The following is a 15,021-nucleotide window of genomic DNA, read 5'->3' on the forward strand; positions in this document are numbered from 1 at the left end:
CCATTAACTCCGGTCACGGAAAGGACAACGCAATGACCCTCAACAAAGCACTGGCCACCAGTGCGCTCACAGCCGCGCTCCTCTGCGCGGGCCTGCTCCAGAAGGCTCCGGCCGCACAGACCATCCAGGGCGGCTGGGCCATCAGCCCCTCCAATCAGGCCGATGAAGTGGAGCTGATGCTCTTCCGCCGCACTGAGCACAGCAACATGAACAGCTCCAATTCGTGGAAGCTGAATCAGCTCACCGGACTGACCGCCGCCCAGCTCAAGGCCGCCTCCAGCCCGGTCCGCTTTGCCATCGCCCGCGAAGCCGGACGCATTGAATGCGCCGGTAACCTGCAGGCCGGCACCGGCGGCGGCTCGTTCACGTTCACACAGAACCCGGCCTTCCTCCAGAACATGCGCAGCCTTGGCTTCGACGGAATCTCCGACGACCTCGTTTTCGCCATGGCCCTCCACGATGTCTCAACGGCCTTTGTGAAGGAGATGAAAGCCGAGGGTGTGCAGATCCCGAACAAGGACACGCTGCTCGCCCTCCGCATTCACAACGTCACCGGCCAGTATGTGCGCGAAATGAAGAGCCTGGGCGCCAGCAATCTCTCGGCGGACAACCTGGTCGCCATGCGCATCCACGGCGTCTCAGCCGCGTTCGCGAAGAGTCTCAAGGATATGGGTTACGACCCCAAGCCGGACAGCCTCATCGCCCTGCGCATTCACGGCGTCACCCCCGATTTCGCTCGTGAAGTGAAGAAACTCGGCTATGGCTCGGTGTCGCTGGACCAGATGGTGTCGATGCGCATTCATGGCGTCACCCCTGAGTTCATGAAACAGTCCTCGGACCTCGGCTATGGCCGCCCAGGCATTGACCAACTCGTGGCCATGCGCATCCACGGCGTCACCCCGGACTTCATGAAGCAGGTTTCCGACCTGGGCTACGGCCATCCCTCCATCGACCAGCTGGTGTCGATGCGCATCCACGGCGTCAGCCCCGAATTCATCCGCAAGGTCCAGGGCCGGGGCATCCGCAAAGCCTCCATCGACGATCTGGTGGCCATGCGCATCCACGGCATAATGGACTAGCCAGCAGCCCGCGCGTGGCAGGGCGCCCCCTCCAGCGCCCCGCCGGCCCGGTCTCCTCCTAGTCGATCCGCCAGACAGTGGTTGTCCCGCTGATCTCGTTCGCCACCACCAGCAAAGGCTTACCCACGGGACTGTCCGCCGCCGGGATGAAGATCAGCCCTTCCGGCCCCAAGTCGCCCGCCTCGGCCGTATCCGTCTTCGCCGTCATGTTCCTGTTCCAGGCCATGCCCACATACTTCGGCGAGTAGGGATCCGTCATGTCGTAGATCATGATGTTGCCGGCCCGCTCATTGCCGATGAACGCATAGTTCTTCCCGTTCACAACGCCTATCACCACGCCTTCCGGCTCAGGTCCTTTGTCGTCGCTGCGCGAATCCACAGTTTGGTCTGTGTTGCTCACGTTGAACGACTCCGGGCGCTCCTTCGCGATCAGAACCTCGAACTGGTTGTGACTGTCCCAGGCAAGCTGGACATCGGCGGTCCAGACGCTGATCGACCGGGCGCCGAACGAGAAAAGCATGTCGTAGTCGCCGTCTCCATCCAGGTCGCCTGAGGCTTTCGACACATTCAGGCGCCCCAGCCAGGACGCCTGCTGCAACTCGCTGGCGTTGGGATAAAAGGCCGGATCCAGCTTCAGCGTCGAGACGCGCCCCGCCTCCACGAAGTTGTCGTACTCACGGGCATCGCCCTCATTGGCCGTCACCAGGTACAGCCGGTTGTCCGGCCCGGTAAACGACGCAACCCCGTCCGGCATATACATGCCCCAGACGGTCCACGTCCGCAGCGATTTCTCATTGTCCCTGTCGCTCGAATCGATCTCGTTGCCCGCCTGCCAGTGAGGCTTCACGCCCAGGGCCGCGATTCTCTGGAACGTCGCCGTCTCCACGTCCAGCACGCCCATCGCATTGTTCTCCTGCAGCGTGACGTAGGCCGTCTTCGAATCGGGCGAAACAGCGATGTACTCGGGCTCCAGGTCCTGCGCCACCGAGGCGTTGGGTCCGAAAATGCGCACACCTGGCTCCAGCGAGGGGAGCGGGAACTGCCCAAACCCGGCCGTCCGCACCTTCGCCTGCGTCAGGCTCGCAATGCCGCCGCTGATGTCGATCACACTCACGCTGCCTTCCGGATCCACAGAGTAGTCCGCCGATGGTTCACCCTCGTTGGCCACCAGGACGTACTTGCCATTCGGCGTAAAGGTGAGCATGTCCGGCAGCGCCCCCACCGTCACCGCCTTCAGTACGCGCCCCTCGGCATCCACGAAAATACAGGTGCCCGGATCCGTCTTGGTTTCCGCCTGCACCGCTATCGCAATCACCCCGTTCTTAGCCGCCACACTGTTCGCGGAGAATCCATACTCGGATGGGATCTGGAACTGCGTGATCCGCACCAGCTTCGTCGGATCCGACATGTCCAGGATGTCGATGGTGCGGTCCGCGCCATTCACGACGAACAAGCGCTGCGACACGGCATCGTGAGCGACGATCTCGGCCGCGCCCTTATCGTAAGGACCGGCCCGGAAACTGCCGAGCAGGCTCAGCTTGGGGGTCTGTGCCTGCGCTACCGCAACTACGCACAGGGAGAGGACGGAGGCGATCCGCGGAAAAAATGTACCCATGAGTAGGGAAGCATAGCAGTTGCAGGTTTCAATACCGTTACTTCGACCCTACTTTCGATAGCAGCCTTCGGTACCCCCCAAAGGTCCCGCTGGCCTATAGGTTCCGGAGCACGAAACTGATCAGCTGATACCCGTCAATGAACTTGAACGGCGACTCGCCCAGTGTGTAATGCCCGCACGGCAGCACGACTTTCTTGAAGTCCAGCTCGTAGTCGTCGCACATCTTGATCGTTTCCTTCGACAGCTCCGGCAGAAACGTCGTGTCGTACTTGGCGTAGAGGAACAGCGACTTGTTCTTCTGCGCCTTGAATTTGTCGAAGTAGACGGTCGGACTGATCGCCAGCCACAGTTCGCGCAGCGTCTCCCGGTCCACCTGGCCCTCCAGGCCCTGCTTCACATGGATCGTGGATAAACCCGTCCACACCACATCGGCAAAGTAGGTGGAGCAGTGGTTGAAGGCGTTCACCCGGAACCGCGAGTCATGCGCGCTCGCCAGGAACGCATAGCACGACCCCAGGCTCGTTCCGACGATGGCGATCTTTTCCGCCCCCTGCGACTCCAGCCAGTCCGCGGCGCACCGGATATCCAGCACCGCCTGCCGCGTCGCATCGATCGTCCTTCCGACATTGGAACTCACCGCATAGTCGGCCCTCTGTAGCTCGGCCGGCATCCGGTAATCGTGATACGGCAGACTCAGCCGGAGAGCGCTCGCCCCGAACTTCTGGAACCCGCGCGCCAGCGCGTTATGCGCATCGTGCGGAGCGTTCCAGTGCGGCAGCACCAGCACCGCCTTCTTCGGGTTCTTGCCCGGAAACCATTGGCCGTGAACTACATTGTTCTCTTCATAGCGCGTCTGGACGCAAGAACTGAAGCGCAGCAGGTTGCCGCTCAAATGGTAGTCGCTGGGTGTACGGTGCCGGAAGAAATCGTCGCTGTGCTCGATCGCGGCACGGTTGATCTTCTTCAGATACTCCAACGGGGAGTCGCCGTTTTGATGCACCTGGTCCGCAATGGGCCAGCGTTGGGACCAGTCCAGCCCCCAGTCAAATGGCCGCACGACACGATTCGTGGCGGCAAAACAGAGGCGTTCTTCCCACTGGCTCATCCAGCGGCCGTACAAAGATCCCATCAGCGGCATGTCAGGAGTAGAAACCTCTAGGGTACCATCCCATCGAATGGGAGTACCTCGGATGGACAGGATTGGCCGGGATTCCGAGACCGTTCAATACCCCGGCTCCGGGTCGTAGATCAGCCGCAGCATCGGCGTCAGCAGGATCGCCACGGTGTCCGCCAGTTCTTCCGGCTTGCCGCGCTCCGGCATGCGGAACGATTCCTTCACAGTTCCGTACAGCGCCCAACTGGCGGCGGCCGCGATCATCTCCGTCGGCGCCTCTGTCGAGGGCAGGTGTTTCTTCAATCCATCCAATAAGATACGACGGACCACCGCGAGGATCGCACGCTCCGTATGCGGTTCCAGGGGCCGCTTCCCGTCGACCCCCTGGAGCATGGTCAGGTAGTCATTCACCGCCAAAACCATCGCCTGGAGTGCCGTAGAACAAGTGTTGTCAAACCGGACGTGGCGCTCCGCCAGCAGTTCCTGGAACCGGTCACCCACCAGGCTCTCCAGCAGGCAATACTTGTCGCCGTAATGGTCGTAGAAGGTCGCCCGGTTGAGTTCCGCCGCTTCCGCGATGTCCTGTACTGTGATCTGCTCAAACTCTTTCTTTTGAAGGAGTTTATCCAGTGCTGACTGCAGCATTTTGCGGGTGCGGCGGGTGCGGCGGTCCAGGCTTGATTCCGTTTCGTGCGTCATGGCAACCGTCTCCAGAATATCAAACCAGAAGACACTCGTTGTTTAAACGACACTTGTTGTTTATTGGTGAATCGACAACTGTTGTTTAAACATCAGATGTCGTGGAACGAGGTTACCAATGAAAACTACCTTCACCGCCGCCCGTACCCTCCTCGGGCTTCTCTTCACGGTCTTCGGACTCAATGGATTCCTGCACTTCCTGCCTATGCAGGCGATGCCCGAAGGTGTGGCGCTGCAATTCGTTACGGCCCTGGCCGCCTCCCACTACATGGTGGTCGTCTTTGCCCTGCAACTCGGCACCGGCCTTCTGCTTCTATCGAACCGGTTTGTCCCCCTGGCCCTTACGCTGCTCGCCCCTGTGATCGTCAACATTGTTTTGTTTCATCTACTTATGGCGCCAGCCGGCCTACCCCTGGCCATTGTGGTAACGATCCTCTGGATGCTGACCGCCTATGGCGTGCGGCCTGCCTTCCAATCGCTCTTTCAGACTCGCGTCCACGCGTAAGCGTTCTCCTTGACAGCTTAGGAGAGCTAGGCTACCCTTAAGTAACTTAGGAGAGTAGCCATGCCGACCCCCGCGTCCATCCTGCCAGGAACACTGGACTTACTCGTACTCAAGGCAATCTCGCTGGGCCCGCAGCATGGCTACGGGATCCTGCTGAGGATCGAACAGACCTCCGGCGGCAACCTGCTCATCGAACAAGGGGCGCTTTATCCAGCCCTCTACCGCTTGGAAACGAAAGGCCTCGTTCAGTCGGAATGGGGCCAGTCGGACAACAACCGGCGGGCGAAGTTCTACACCCTCACGACGGCGGGCGAAGCGCAACTCCGTGAAGAACTTACGGCCTGGGACCGGCTGATGGAAGGCATGCGCCTCGCACTCGCCGCCAAGGCAGGCGGCCAGTGATCAGCACGAACTGGTTCATGCGGCTCTTCCGCCGCCGCTCCATCGAGGCGGAGATGCAGGAAGAACTCGAGTTCCACCGCGAAGCCCGCATCGCCCACCTCGTCGCCCAGGGCATCACCCAGGCGGAAGCGGAACGCCGTGCCCGTCTCGAGTTCGGTGCCGCCGGTCATTACCAGGAAGAGTGCCGCGCCGCTCTCGGCTACCGGTTGCTGGACGAATTGCGGTCGGATGTCCGGTATGCCATCCGTGGATTGCGCAAAAGTCCCGGCTTCTTTGCCGCCTCCATCACCATACTGGCTCTGGCCATCGGCGCGAACAGCGTCCTGTTCACCTTGTTCAACAGTTTTGTCGTGAAGCCGCTCCCTGTCGCCGGGGCGGCGCGGCACTTCGACCTGAACGCCCGCAACGCGGAGGCCCGGCGGATCTCGAGTTGGACCGTGCCGGAGATGCGCCTGCTGGCGAGCGGTGCCTCGAACCAGATCGAGGCCCTCTACTCATACAGTACCTTCCAGGTTCTGATGCTGAAGCCGGTGCAGCGCCAGGTGCTGGTTTCGACCGTTTCTGCGGACTACTTCCAGGTCCTGGGCGGCCGTGCGCGCCTGGGCCGGACCTTTGGAATCAACGAGGACCGGCTGCCGCTGGTGGTGCTAAGCGACTCGGGTTGGCGCAAGCTCTTCGCGGCCGATCCGAATGTCATTGGACAAACCCTGCGTATCCGAGCCACCGCCTATACGATTGCCGGAGTGATGGCACCAGAGTTCACCGGGACCGAACCCGTCGTCCCTGAATTCTGGACACCGACTGGCAGTTTCCTGCTCCTCCGCCCGCGCGAACCCGGCTCACCGGAACCGCGGTTCCTCATATCCGGCTTCCTGCGGCCGGGCATCTCGCTGGCACAGGTACAATCCGCCCTATTGAGTGTTGCTTCTCATCTGGACCGGCGGGACGAGGAGCGCATCGCGGCAGTCGAAATCGAGCCGCGCCCGTCACTTTTTGCACGAAATGAGGAAGTCTCCGCGGCCTGCGGGCTCGTTTTCGCGGCGTTTCTGATCGTGCTGCTCATCGCCTGCGCCAACCTCACCAACCTGCATTTGGCCCGAGCCGCCGCGCGAACCCAGGAGATTGCCATGCGTCTCTCCCTGGGCGCGTCCCGCTGGCGGATCATCCGTCAATTGCTTACCGAGAGCGCCTGCATCGGCATTCTGGGGGCGCTGGCCGCCATCGCCCTGGCCGCGATCGGAATCCGGCAGGTGCAGGACTACCTCTTCTCCAGCATGATGGGCATTGGGATCACCCTGCTCCCGGTGACGATGGATTGGCGTGTGTTCGTCTACACGGCCGTATTGGGCATCGTCGCCGGGATCACTTTCGGTCTTCTGCCGGCACTGGAATCCACGGCGCCCAGCCTGACCGCCTCGACGAAACGCGAGGGCCGGATGCGCCCCCGGCGTCTGCGCGGACTGCTCATCGGCGGGCAGATCGCCGCCTCGCTGGTGCTGCTGATCCTGGCCGGCGTGCTGATCCGGAACATTCGCCAACTCGATTCGGTCGCTACGGGCTACGACCTCGACCACGTCCTTGACCTCAAGGTCGACCAACTCTCACCCGGACTCGTCGACCGGTTGAGCCAGCTCGAATCCGTCGCGGCGATCTCCGCTGTCAGCCGAGTTCCCCTCTATGGGCGGCTGGATCTCCACGCGGCCAGACTCGACGGCAAAGCGACATCGGTCGCATTCAATCAGGTGGACCACCGCTACTTCGAGACGTTGGCCGTACCCCTGCTCGAAGGGCGCGGCTTCACGAGGAATGAAGCGGAGACTCGTGCACGGGTCACGGTGATCAGTACGGCCACGGCACGGAAGTTGTGGCCCGATTCGCCCACCGCCATCGGCAAGAGCCTGGAACTGACTGCCGAACCGGGCGAGGATTCAACGACGGCTGGCCACTATGAAGTAGTCGGCGTCGTCCCGAATGTGGTGAGCGGCTGGATGTTCGAGGGGGCCGATCCGACAGCTGTCTACCTGCCCGCGAGCGCGGGGGCCCGGGGTGTCTCCTCAATCATGGTCCGCGTGAATGACAATCCAGTCGCGGCGGCGGCGGCGCTGCGCACGGCCTGCGCGGAGAGCGTGCAGACCCCGGTGGGTTGTGAACCGGCCAGCCTGCGCCAGGTCGCCTCGCTGCAGCGGTTTCCTTTCCAGGCGGCAGCCGCCGTAGCCGGTGTGTTGGGCCTGCTGGCTCTGCTGCTGACGGGCGTCGGATTGTATGGAGTGGTGAACTATGCGGTAATGCAGCGCCGCAAGGAGTTCGGGATCCATGTGGCGCTGGGCGCCTCGCCGCGGCAGGTGATGACCCGCACCATTTCCGAGGCCGGCCGCTTCATCGCCGGTGGCCTGCTGGCGGGGTTGCCGCTGTGCCTCATTCTCTCGAAGCTGGCCGCCTCTTCCGTCCTCGCCATTAAGACCTTCGATCCCTGGGCGTACACGGCCGTGCCCTGCATGTTGATGCTGATCTCCCTGTTGGCCTGCCTGGGTCCTGCACGGCGTGCGGCCCAACTCGATCCGATGAAGTCGCTGCGCGAGGACTGACGCCTAGATCCGAAAGTTCATGCGCGTGGTGGTGCCGCCGTCGGAGACCATCACCTGGCCGGTGATGAAGCTCGACTCGTCCGAGGCGAGGAACGCGGCGAGGGCGCTGATGTCGGAGGGGAAGCCGACGCGGCCGATGGGCAGTGACTGGCCGACGGCCTGGCGGTCGTAGCCGGGGATGACGTGGATGCTGCGCTCGACTTCGATGAAGCCCGGTGCGATGGCGTTGACGGTGATGCCGTGGGGGGCGAGGTCCATGGCGAGCGCCCGGGTCATCGCTTCCAGCCCGCCCTTGGAAGAGACGTAGGCGCTGCGTCCGGCGAGGGTGACCCGGCCGTGGATGGAACTGATGCTGATGATGCGGCCGGGGCCGCCTTGATTGACCATCTGGCGGGCGGCGGCCTGGGCGCAAAAGAACGCGCCTTTGAGGTTGACGTTCATAACCTGGTCGAAGCGTTCTTCGGTGATGTCGAACAGGCCCATCAGGCCGGGGTCGAGGCCGGCGTTGTTGATGAGGACATCGAGCCGCTCGAAATGGGCGGCGGTGCGCTGGACGAGGGCGAGGCAGGCAGGGACGGAGGAGAGGTCGGCCTGGAACGATTCGGCCTGGCCGCCCGATGCTTGGATGGCTTCGCAGGTGGCGAGGGCGGCTGCGTCTTCGTTCAGATAGTGGACGCCGATGCGTGCACCCTGGGCACCCAGGTCGCGGGCGAGTCCTTCGCCGATGCCGCGGCCCGCTCCGGTGATGAGGATGACTTTGTCTCGCAGGCTCATGGGCTCAGATCCAGGGTACTCGAAGCGGAAGGAACGGCGATTGTCAGGCGGAGGTGACAGTACTGTCAGCCGGCGTTGCCGCGCCGCGGGGCGAACACCCACCATTCGCTGACGGCGAAGTTGGCCAGGGCGGCGAGGCCGATGCAGAGCAGGTTGGCGGGCATGAGGGGCATGTGCAGGGCGCCGGCGAACAAGCGCATGAGTCCGACATTGGCCGCCAGGGAGACGAGGCCGTTGCCGAGATGGAAGCGGAGCAGGCGCCCGGCGAGGGGCTGGGGGTCACCGCGCCAGGTCCAGGCGACGTGCCAGAAGAAGTTGTGGAGCACGGCGGTCTCGACGGCTGCGGCCGTGGCGACGAGATAGTTCCAATGGAGCAGCCCGGCAAACAACTGAAGGGCCGCGAGTTGGACAGCGATGCCCAGCACCCCAACGGCGTTGAATTTGAGCCAGCGGACGCCGACGCTCACCAGCGGGTCTCCTCACGATAGAGCTGAGCGGTGTGCTTCGCCATGGAGTGTACGACGATCACCAGCATACCCGCGATGCCGCAGGCGCCGCCGACGTCAAAGAGCAGGAACGGGCGGCCGAAGAGCAGCACGACGGGTTTCCACAACAACACAACATTGCCGATGACGAGAAGCAGGCGCAGTTCCGTGGGGCTGAAGGCGCCGAAGCTGATCTGGAATTTGCCGACGGTATAAGTGGCGAGAAAAACTTCGATGCTGAGCAGAAGATAAGCCACTAATAATGCGGCGGCAATTCCAGGACTCATATATCCGGAAATAGCGAGGCCGCCGAAGAGGAAGACAGAGCCCGCGGAATCGAGGATGTGATCGAGGTAGAAGCCGTAGCGGGGGCGCTGCTGGTTGCGAACGCGGGCGAGGGTGCCGTCGAGGCTGTCGCCAAACCAGTTCAGGACGAGGCAAAGAGTTACCGCGGTGAGGCCGACTGCGGGGTGGCTGGAGGCCCAATAATAGCAGGCTCCGGCGGCAACCATGGCGAGGAAGCCGAGGGCGGTGAGGTGATCGGAATTGACGGCCTTTGGCAGATGTTGAGCCAGGTGGACGAGGGCGCGTTTCTCGAGGGACGACAGGAGGCTGGTCTGCTGGCGGGCGGCGGCATGGAACTCTTTTTGGGTATCTGGTGTCGGGCTGGGGACTGTCATTTTAGTTGGGCTCCTTTGCATTTATGCGGAAAGAATTCGGGAACAAAGAACGGGTGCGGTTGTCCAATGGTGCAGAAGATTGGAATCGCAGGCGCCGCGACGAACGAGAAAAAGAAAGGCACGTATATGTTTGAGCAAAGCTTCGTCGAGGGAACCGTCAAAACGAATAGGGGCTGGCCGGTGGTGGTCTCCTCCTGCCTGCAGGTCACGCTGATCACCGCGGGGGTGATTGTCCCGCTGATGAATCCGGAAATGTTGCCACGCAATGGAATATTGAGCACGTATCTGGCCACTCCGCCGCTGCCGCCGGCTCCGGCGCCGCCGGCCCAGCCGATGGTGCAGACGACGGCGCGGAAGACGGCACCGCGCCAGGTTCGGGAGGGGCAGTTGATCGCGTACACGCGAGTCCCCACGAAAGTGAATCTGATTGAAGACCCGCCCGACTTGGGTCAAGGGCCCGGAGTGGTGGGAGGAATAGAGAATGGGCTCCCCAATTCGATGGGGAACTCGCTGATCAACCAGTTGGTGAACTCCTCGCAGAAGCCGGTGGAGCCGCCTCCTGTGGTGAAGCCGGTGGTGCAGCAGACGAAGCCTCCGGAGAGGATCCGGGTGGGTAGCACGGTGCAGGAGGCGCGGATCATTTCCCGGAAGATCCCGGAGTATCCACGACTCGCGCTGCAGACGAGGCAGCAGGGCACAGTGACGTTCACGGCGATCATTTCGCGAGACGGCACAATTCAACATTTGCAGCTGATTTCGGGCCATCCGTTGTTTGTGCAGGCGGCGACGGAGGCGGTGAAGCAGTGGCGCTACCGGCCGACGCTGCTCAACGGCGAACCGGTGGAGGTAGTGGCTCCGATCGAGATCAAATTCATCCTCAACAATTGACGATTCTCCATGCCGGGTTTCGGCCCGATTCTCCATCGAGGGCGAGCCTCCCCCCTGCGGCTCTGCTCATTGCGGCAGGTCTCCGTACCCCCGGAGGCCTGCCATTTGTGTTATGCAGGTTACCGGCATGAATCGCCTTATCCTGCTCGCCTCATTTCTCACCGCTTCGCTGCTGGGCGGCCAATGGTTGGACTATCCGGGCGGCCAAGGCCCGGGCAGAGGCAAGCACATTGTGCTGGTCGGAGGCGACGAAGAGTACCGATCAGAGGAGGCGCTGCCGCAACTGGCAAAGATCCTCTCCCTGCACCATGGCTTCCACTGCACGGTGTTATTTGCGATCGATCGCAAAGATGGCACGATCAACCCGGACCAGAATGACAACATCCCCGGCCTGGAGGCATTGGACAAGGCCGACCTGATGATCCTGTTCACGCGCTTCCGTGATCTGCCGGATGAGCAGATGAAGCACGTGGTGGATTATGTGAACTCGGGGCGGCCGATTGTGGCGATGCGGACGGCGACGCACGCCTTCCTGCTCAAGACGAGTGCAACGTACAAGCGTTACAGTTATAACAGCAAGGAATGGGATGGCGGCTTCGGCCGGCAGATTCTGGGAGAGACGTGGATCAACCACCACGGCAGGCACGCGATCGAGAGTACGCGCGGGATATTCGCTCCAGGTCAAGAGCGGCATCCGATTCTGCGGGGCATTCGCAACGGAGAAATCTGGGCACCCAGCGACGTGTACACGACGAAGCAGCCCCTGTTTGGCGATAGCGTGCCGTTGGTGCTGGGTCAGGTGCTGACAGGGATGAAACCGGACGATCCGGCCCTGCCGGGGCCGAAGAACGAACCGATGATGCCGGTGGCGTGGACGAAATCCTACGTTTCGGAAAGCGGCAAGCGCGGCCGGGTTTTTACGACTACAATGGGCGCTGCCAACGATTTACAGAACGAAGCGCTGCGGCGCCTTGTGGTGAATGGTTGTTATTGGGCCCTGGGCCTGGAGAAGAAGCTCCCCGCAAAGAGCAATGTTGAATTAGTTGGAGACTACCGGCCTTCCCCGTTTAAGTTCGGTGGTTTCGTGAAGGGCATTAAGCCGTCGGACCTGGAGTCGAAATGAAGATTGAGAATGCGGTCGTTATAGGGACCGGGATGATGGGGCCGGGGATTGCGGCGACGTTAGCGCTGGGGGGCGTTGCGTCGACGATCGCGAGCCGAACCGAAGCTGGAGCCCAGCAGGGACTCGAGCAGGCCTGGAGACAGTTGTCTCAGCTCGCGGAACATCAACTGATTCATGCCACGGATGTAACACGGGTCCGCATGCTGCTGCGGGCGACCAGCAGCCTGGAAACGGCGGCGGCCGAGGCGGACCTGGTAATCGAGTCGGCTCCGGAGAACATGGAGTTCAAACAGGCGCTGTTCGCGAAGCTGGACAAGCTGACGCGTCCGGATGCGATTCTGACGTCGAACACCTCGGGGCTGAGCATCACGGCGATCGCGTCGCGCTGCCAGCATCCGGAACGCGTGGTGACGACGCATTTCTGGAATCCGCCGCACCTGATGCCACTAGTAGAGGTGGTGCGCGGCGACAAGAGCTCGGACGAAGTAGTGGAGGCTGTCCGGGCGCTGCTGGCGCACTGCGGCAAGGTTCCGGTGGTCGTTAAGAAAGACCGGCCGGGCCAGCTCGGCAACCGCATGCAGATGGCGCTGGTGCGGGAAGCGGTGAACATCGTGCAGGAAGGCATTGCCGACGCGCGCGACGTTGATGTGGCGGCGAAGTTGGGGTTCGGGCTGCGGCTGCCGGTGTACGGCGTGCTGGAGCACCAGGACTTGGTGGGCCTGGAACTGGGCCGGCAGATCTGCGGCTATGTGGCGGCCGACCTGAATAACGACCCCAAGGCTCCGGCGCTGTTCGATAAGAAGATTGCGGCGGGCGAAACGGGCGCCACGGCGGGTCAAGGGTTTCACGAGTGGCCGGCCGGCTTGGCGACCGAGGTGAGGGCGCGGCGCGACCGGTTCCTGATCGACTGCCTGCGGCGCGGTGTGGTGGCCAGTGCGAGCCCGGCGCAGCGCAAGGAAGAAACGAAGGAGGCGGTGCCGCTCTGGTAGCGCCGCTTTCCTGATCCGCTCTGAAATGCCAGTGGCGGTGAGTCGCGATAGAATCGAAGGGCTTATGAAGCCAGTACTTCGATTCCTACTCCCGATACTCGTCCTTCTGCCCGTGGTGACCGCCCAGGTGAAGATCACCTCCGGCCCGGAGAAGGTCAGCGTCGAAATTGACGGCAAGCCGTTCACCGATTTCTTTATCGCCGGCGCTGAGGTGACCAAGCCGTACCTGCATCCGTTGCGCGCGGCATCGGGCACGTATGTGACGCGTATGTGGCCGATGGCGGAGGTGGCGGGCGAACCCACAGACCACAAGCACCAGCGCGGCCTGTGGTTCGCGCATGCGAAGGTCAACGAGCTGGATTTCTGGAACAACGAAGCGTCGTATACGACGAAGAACCGCGGACGCATCGCACTGAAGAAACTGGGCGCTGTGAAGAGCGGTAAGGACCAAGGCTCCATTCAAGCGACATTCGAATGGATGGATATGGCGGGCTCGATTGTCCTGACGGAATCGCGGCTGATGACATTCCGCAAGGAAGGCGACCTGCGAATGGTGGACTTCGACATTTCCTTGACCGCGGTGGTGCCCAGCACGTTCCATGACGAAAAGGACGGGCTGTTCGGATTGCGCATCCGGCCGGACCTGCAGGAGCAGAAGCACAGCGGCAAGATTGTGAATGCCGAGGGCCTGGAGACGGAGAAGGCTGCGTGGGGCAAGCCGTCGAACTGGGTGGACTATGCGGGTGATGTGAATGGAGAGAAGCTGGGCATCGCGATCTTTGACCATCCCGGCAATCCGCGGCATCCGGTGCGCTGGCACGTGCGCGGGTACGGGTTGTTCTCGGCCAATCCGTTCGGGCTGGCTGTGTTCACAGGTGACAAGACGAAGAGAGGCAGCATCACGCTGATGCCGAAGGATTCGCTGCGGTTCCGTTATCGCGTGGTGATCCACCCGGGCGACGCGGCGGCTGCGCACATGGCCGAGTTGTATACGAAGTACGAAGCAACGAAGTAGAAGTGGGTTGAGCCTCCGCGGCGGGAAGTGGTTTCCGGCGCGGAGGCGACAATGACTGCGTCATCCCATCATCAGACCGATCTCTCACCGGTCCACAGGCGCACGGCCTCTTCCGCGATCAGGTCCGGCATCTCCTCGGGGAAGAAGAGCTTTGCCCCTTCCACCCGGCGTACACCCCTCGAATGCGGAAAGGTGCGGTTCAGCCAATCGGCCCAGGCGACGCCGAAGAACTGATCGGCCGTGCCCCAGACCATGCGCACCGGCAGGCCGCGCTTCCTCAACAGGAGCTCGATCTCAGGCAGCGGGTTGGGTTCAAAGGCGAGCATGTAGCCGTGCAATTGAGCGCGCCGAGCCTCGGAACTGACCAGCGGCGAAAGGTAGGTGTCGATGGCGTCGTCCGTCAGATTAGCGGGATTGGTGTAGCAGACACCGCCCAGGCCATCGGCGGATCGAGCCAGCGCCTTGTCTGCGATCTGCCGGGCCAGTGCGGGGGCCAGTTCGCCTTTGCGCGCCGCCTCCAGATGGGGCGCCATGGCAGCAGGTGGACTGTTGGTGTACACGTCGCAGTTGGTCAACAGCAGGGTGCGGACGCGTTTGGGGTAGCGGGCGGTGAGCAACTGCGCCACCGCGCCGCCGCTGTCGTTCGCTACAACGTCCGCGGCCGGGATGGAGAGCGCCTCAAGGAAGGCGTCGATCATAGCGGCCTGCGTAGCCGGCGCCAGGTCCTGGCCGGGGCGGGTTTCGGTGTAGCCGAGGCCCAGGAAGTCGGGGGCGATGCAACGGCGATGCGGGGCAAGACGGGTGAGGGCTCCGCGCCACTGGAAGCCATTCAGCGGCAACCCGTGCAGGAAGACGGCGGCCGGACCACTGCCTCGTTCCACGTAGGCGATGCGGCCGAAGCGTGTCTCCACGAATTTGCGGGACTGGTGGAATTCGCGGGCCGACATTTCACCCGCGGCCGGACCGGAAGTGAGCGGCAGCGCCCGGGCGGCGGAGAACAAACCCGCGACGGCTGCTGATTTCAGAAGGTATGTCCTGCGTGTCATAAGCCCAAGGTAAGGCGGACGC

General features: G+C 62.6%; 15 protein-coding genes. 8 read left to right on the forward strand and 7 right to left on the reverse strand.

All coding sequences use genetic code 11. The features are described 5' to 3' along the window. Positions 1–32: 32 nt before the first annotated feature. The gene (locus ACR9Y2_RS01710; RefSeq protein WP_435039292.1) at positions 33–1,079 is read left to right on the forward strand and encodes a hypothetical protein; all 1,047 of its coding nucleotides are present in this window, start codon (positions 33–35) and stop codon (positions 1,077–1,079) included. Between the two features lie 58 nt (positions 1,080–1,137). Here the strand turns inward: ACR9Y2_RS01710 and ACR9Y2_RS01715 are convergent, their stop codons facing one another. The 3 genes from ACR9Y2_RS01715 to ACR9Y2_RS01725 all read right to left on the reverse strand — a co-directional run bounded on the left by ACR9Y2_RS01715 (position 1,138) and on the right by ACR9Y2_RS01725 (position 4,507). Continuing rightward, a complete protein-coding gene (locus ACR9Y2_RS01715; protein WP_435039293.1) occupies positions 1,138–2,694 on the reverse strand; it encodes a choice-of-anchor I family protein in 1,557 nt (518 codons plus the stop codon). Between the two features lie 94 nt (positions 2,695–2,788). Beyond that, a complete protein-coding gene (locus ACR9Y2_RS01720) occupies positions 2,789–3,832 on the reverse strand; it encodes an RcgR family putative quorum lactone hydrolase (RefSeq protein ID WP_435039294.1) in 1,044 nt (347 codons plus the stop codon). An 84-nt stretch (positions 3,833–3,916) separates the two neighbouring features. Continuing rightward, positions 3,917–4,507, reverse strand: a complete 591-nt coding sequence (locus tag ACR9Y2_RS01725) for a TetR/AcrR family transcriptional regulator (protein WP_435039295.1) — start codon at positions 4,505–4,507, stop codon at positions 3,917–3,919. A 118-nt stretch (positions 4,508–4,625) separates the two neighbouring features. On the opposite strand from ACR9Y2_RS01725, the gene ACR9Y2_RS01730 reads away from it, so the two are divergent. From ACR9Y2_RS01730 to ACR9Y2_RS01740, 3 genes are read left to right on the forward strand one after another with little or no spacing between them, the layout of a single operon-like run. Next, the gene (locus ACR9Y2_RS01730) at positions 4,626–5,012 is read left to right on the forward strand and encodes a hypothetical protein (protein ID WP_435039296.1); all 387 of its coding nucleotides are present in this window, start codon (positions 4,626–4,628) and stop codon (positions 5,010–5,012) included. Between the two features lie 60 nt (positions 5,013–5,072). Beyond that, positions 5,073–5,414, forward strand: a complete 342-nt coding sequence (locus tag ACR9Y2_RS01735; RefSeq protein WP_435039297.1) for a PadR family transcriptional regulator — start codon at positions 5,073–5,075, stop codon at positions 5,412–5,414. Next, a complete protein-coding gene (locus tag ACR9Y2_RS01740; protein WP_435039298.1) occupies positions 5,411–7,999 on the forward strand; it encodes an ABC transporter permease in 2,589 nt (862 codons plus the stop codon). Before ACR9Y2_RS01735 ends, ACR9Y2_RS01740 begins: the two co-directional genes overlap by 4 nt. Before the next feature lie 3 nt (positions 8,000–8,002). On the opposite strand, the gene ACR9Y2_RS01745 is transcribed toward ACR9Y2_RS01740, so the two are convergent. The 3 genes from ACR9Y2_RS01745 to ACR9Y2_RS01755 form a co-directional block, all read right to left on the reverse strand. Then, positions 8,003–8,773 (reverse strand): SDR family NAD(P)-dependent oxidoreductase, encoded by a 771-nt coding sequence (locus ACR9Y2_RS01745; RefSeq protein WP_435039299.1) that lies wholly within the window; start codon positions 8,771–8,773, stop codon positions 8,003–8,005. 65 nt (positions 8,774–8,838) lie between these two features. Continuing rightward, a complete protein-coding gene (locus ACR9Y2_RS01750) occupies positions 8,839–9,240 on the reverse strand; it encodes a GtrA family protein (protein WP_435039300.1) in 402 nt (133 codons plus the stop codon). Next, entirely contained in the window at positions 9,237–9,938 is a 702-nt protein-coding gene (locus tag ACR9Y2_RS01755) for a CDP-alcohol phosphatidyltransferase family protein (RefSeq protein ID WP_435039301.1), read from the reverse strand. The genes ACR9Y2_RS01750 and ACR9Y2_RS01755 overlap by 4 nt, the downstream gene beginning before the upstream one ends. A 66-nt stretch (positions 9,939–10,004) precedes the next feature. Between ACR9Y2_RS01755 and ACR9Y2_RS01760 the strand changes: the two genes are divergently transcribed. From ACR9Y2_RS01760 to ACR9Y2_RS01775, 4 genes are all read left to right on the forward strand, one after another. Continuing rightward, entirely contained in the window at positions 10,005–10,826 is an 822-nt protein-coding gene (locus ACR9Y2_RS01760) for an energy transducer TonB (protein WP_435039302.1), read from the forward strand. A gap of 127 nt (positions 10,827–10,953) precedes the next feature. Continuing rightward, a complete protein-coding gene (locus tag ACR9Y2_RS01765) occupies positions 10,954–11,949 on the forward strand; it encodes a ThuA domain-containing protein (protein WP_435039303.1) in 996 nt (331 codons plus the stop codon). Continuing rightward, complete coding sequence (locus ACR9Y2_RS01770) at positions 11,946–12,938, forward strand: 3-hydroxyacyl-CoA dehydrogenase family protein (protein ID WP_435039304.1); 993 nt, start codon at positions 11,946–11,948, stop codon at positions 12,936–12,938. Before ACR9Y2_RS01765 ends, ACR9Y2_RS01770 begins: the two co-directional genes overlap by 4 nt. Before the next feature lie 64 nt (positions 12,939–13,002). Then, a complete protein-coding gene (locus ACR9Y2_RS01775) occupies positions 13,003–13,953 on the forward strand; it encodes a PmoA family protein (protein WP_435039305.1) in 951 nt (316 codons plus the stop codon). A 71-nt stretch (positions 13,954–14,024) separates the two neighbouring features. Here ACR9Y2_RS01775 and ACR9Y2_RS01780 read toward each other — a convergent pair whose 3' ends face one another. After that, positions 14,025–14,999 carry an alpha/beta fold hydrolase gene (locus ACR9Y2_RS01780; RefSeq protein ID WP_435039306.1) on the reverse strand — a complete coding sequence of 325 codons (975 nt, stop codon included), beginning with the start codon at positions 14,997–14,999 and terminating at the stop codon, positions 14,025–14,027. Positions 15,000–15,021: the final 22 nt, after the last annotated feature.

This window comes from Paludibaculum fermentans, from assembly GCF_051172195.1.
Classification (GTDB): domain Bacteria; phylum Acidobacteriota; class Terriglobia; order Bryobacterales; family Bryobacteraceae; genus Paludibaculum; species Paludibaculum fermentans_A.

Excerpts from the sequence above, each read along its gene's own strand:
- ACR9Y2_RS01720 (WP_435039294.1), bottom strand. The coding sequence starts at position 3,832 with ATGCCGCTGATGGGATCTTTGTACGGCCGCTGGATGAGCCAGTGGGAA.
- ACR9Y2_RS01760 (WP_435039302.1), top strand. The coding sequence starts at position 10,005 with ATGGTGCAGAAGATTGGAATCGCAGGCGCCGCGACGAACGAGAAAAAG.
- ACR9Y2_RS01755 (WP_435039301.1), bottom strand. The coding sequence starts at position 9,938 with ATGACAGTCCCCAGCCCGACACCAGATACCCAAAAAGAGTTCCATGCC.
- ACR9Y2_RS01775 (WP_435039305.1), top strand. The coding sequence starts at position 13,003 with ATGAAGCCAGTACTTCGATTCCTACTCCCGATACTCGTCCTTCTGCCC.
- ACR9Y2_RS01730 (WP_435039296.1), top strand. The coding sequence starts at position 4,626 with ATGAAAACTACCTTCACCGCCGCCCGTACCCTCCTCGGGCTTCTCTTC.
- ACR9Y2_RS01780 (WP_435039306.1), bottom strand. The coding sequence starts at position 14,999 with ATGACACGCAGGACATACCTTCTGAAATCAGCAGCCGTCGCGGGTTTG.
- ACR9Y2_RS01770 (WP_435039304.1), top strand. The coding sequence starts at position 11,946 with ATGAAGATTGAGAATGCGGTCGTTATAGGGACCGGGATGATGGGGCCG.
- ACR9Y2_RS01725 (WP_435039295.1), bottom strand. The coding sequence starts at position 4,507 with ATGACGCACGAAACGGAATCAAGCCTGGACCGCCGCACCCGCCGCACC.
- ACR9Y2_RS01745 (WP_435039299.1), bottom strand. The coding sequence starts at position 8,773 with ATGAGCCTGCGAGACAAAGTCATCCTCATCACCGGAGCGGGCCGCGGC.
- ACR9Y2_RS01715 (WP_435039293.1), bottom strand. The coding sequence starts at position 2,694 with ATGGGTACATTTTTTCCGCGGATCGCCTCCGTCCTCTCCCTGTGCGTA.
- ACR9Y2_RS01765 (WP_435039303.1), top strand. The coding sequence starts at position 10,954 with ATGAATCGCCTTATCCTGCTCGCCTCATTTCTCACCGCTTCGCTGCTG.
- ACR9Y2_RS01735 (WP_435039297.1), top strand. The coding sequence starts at position 5,073 with ATGCCGACCCCCGCGTCCATCCTGCCAGGAACACTGGACTTACTCGTA.
- ACR9Y2_RS01710 (WP_435039292.1), top strand. The coding sequence starts at position 33 with ATGACCCTCAACAAAGCACTGGCCACCAGTGCGCTCACAGCCGCGCTC.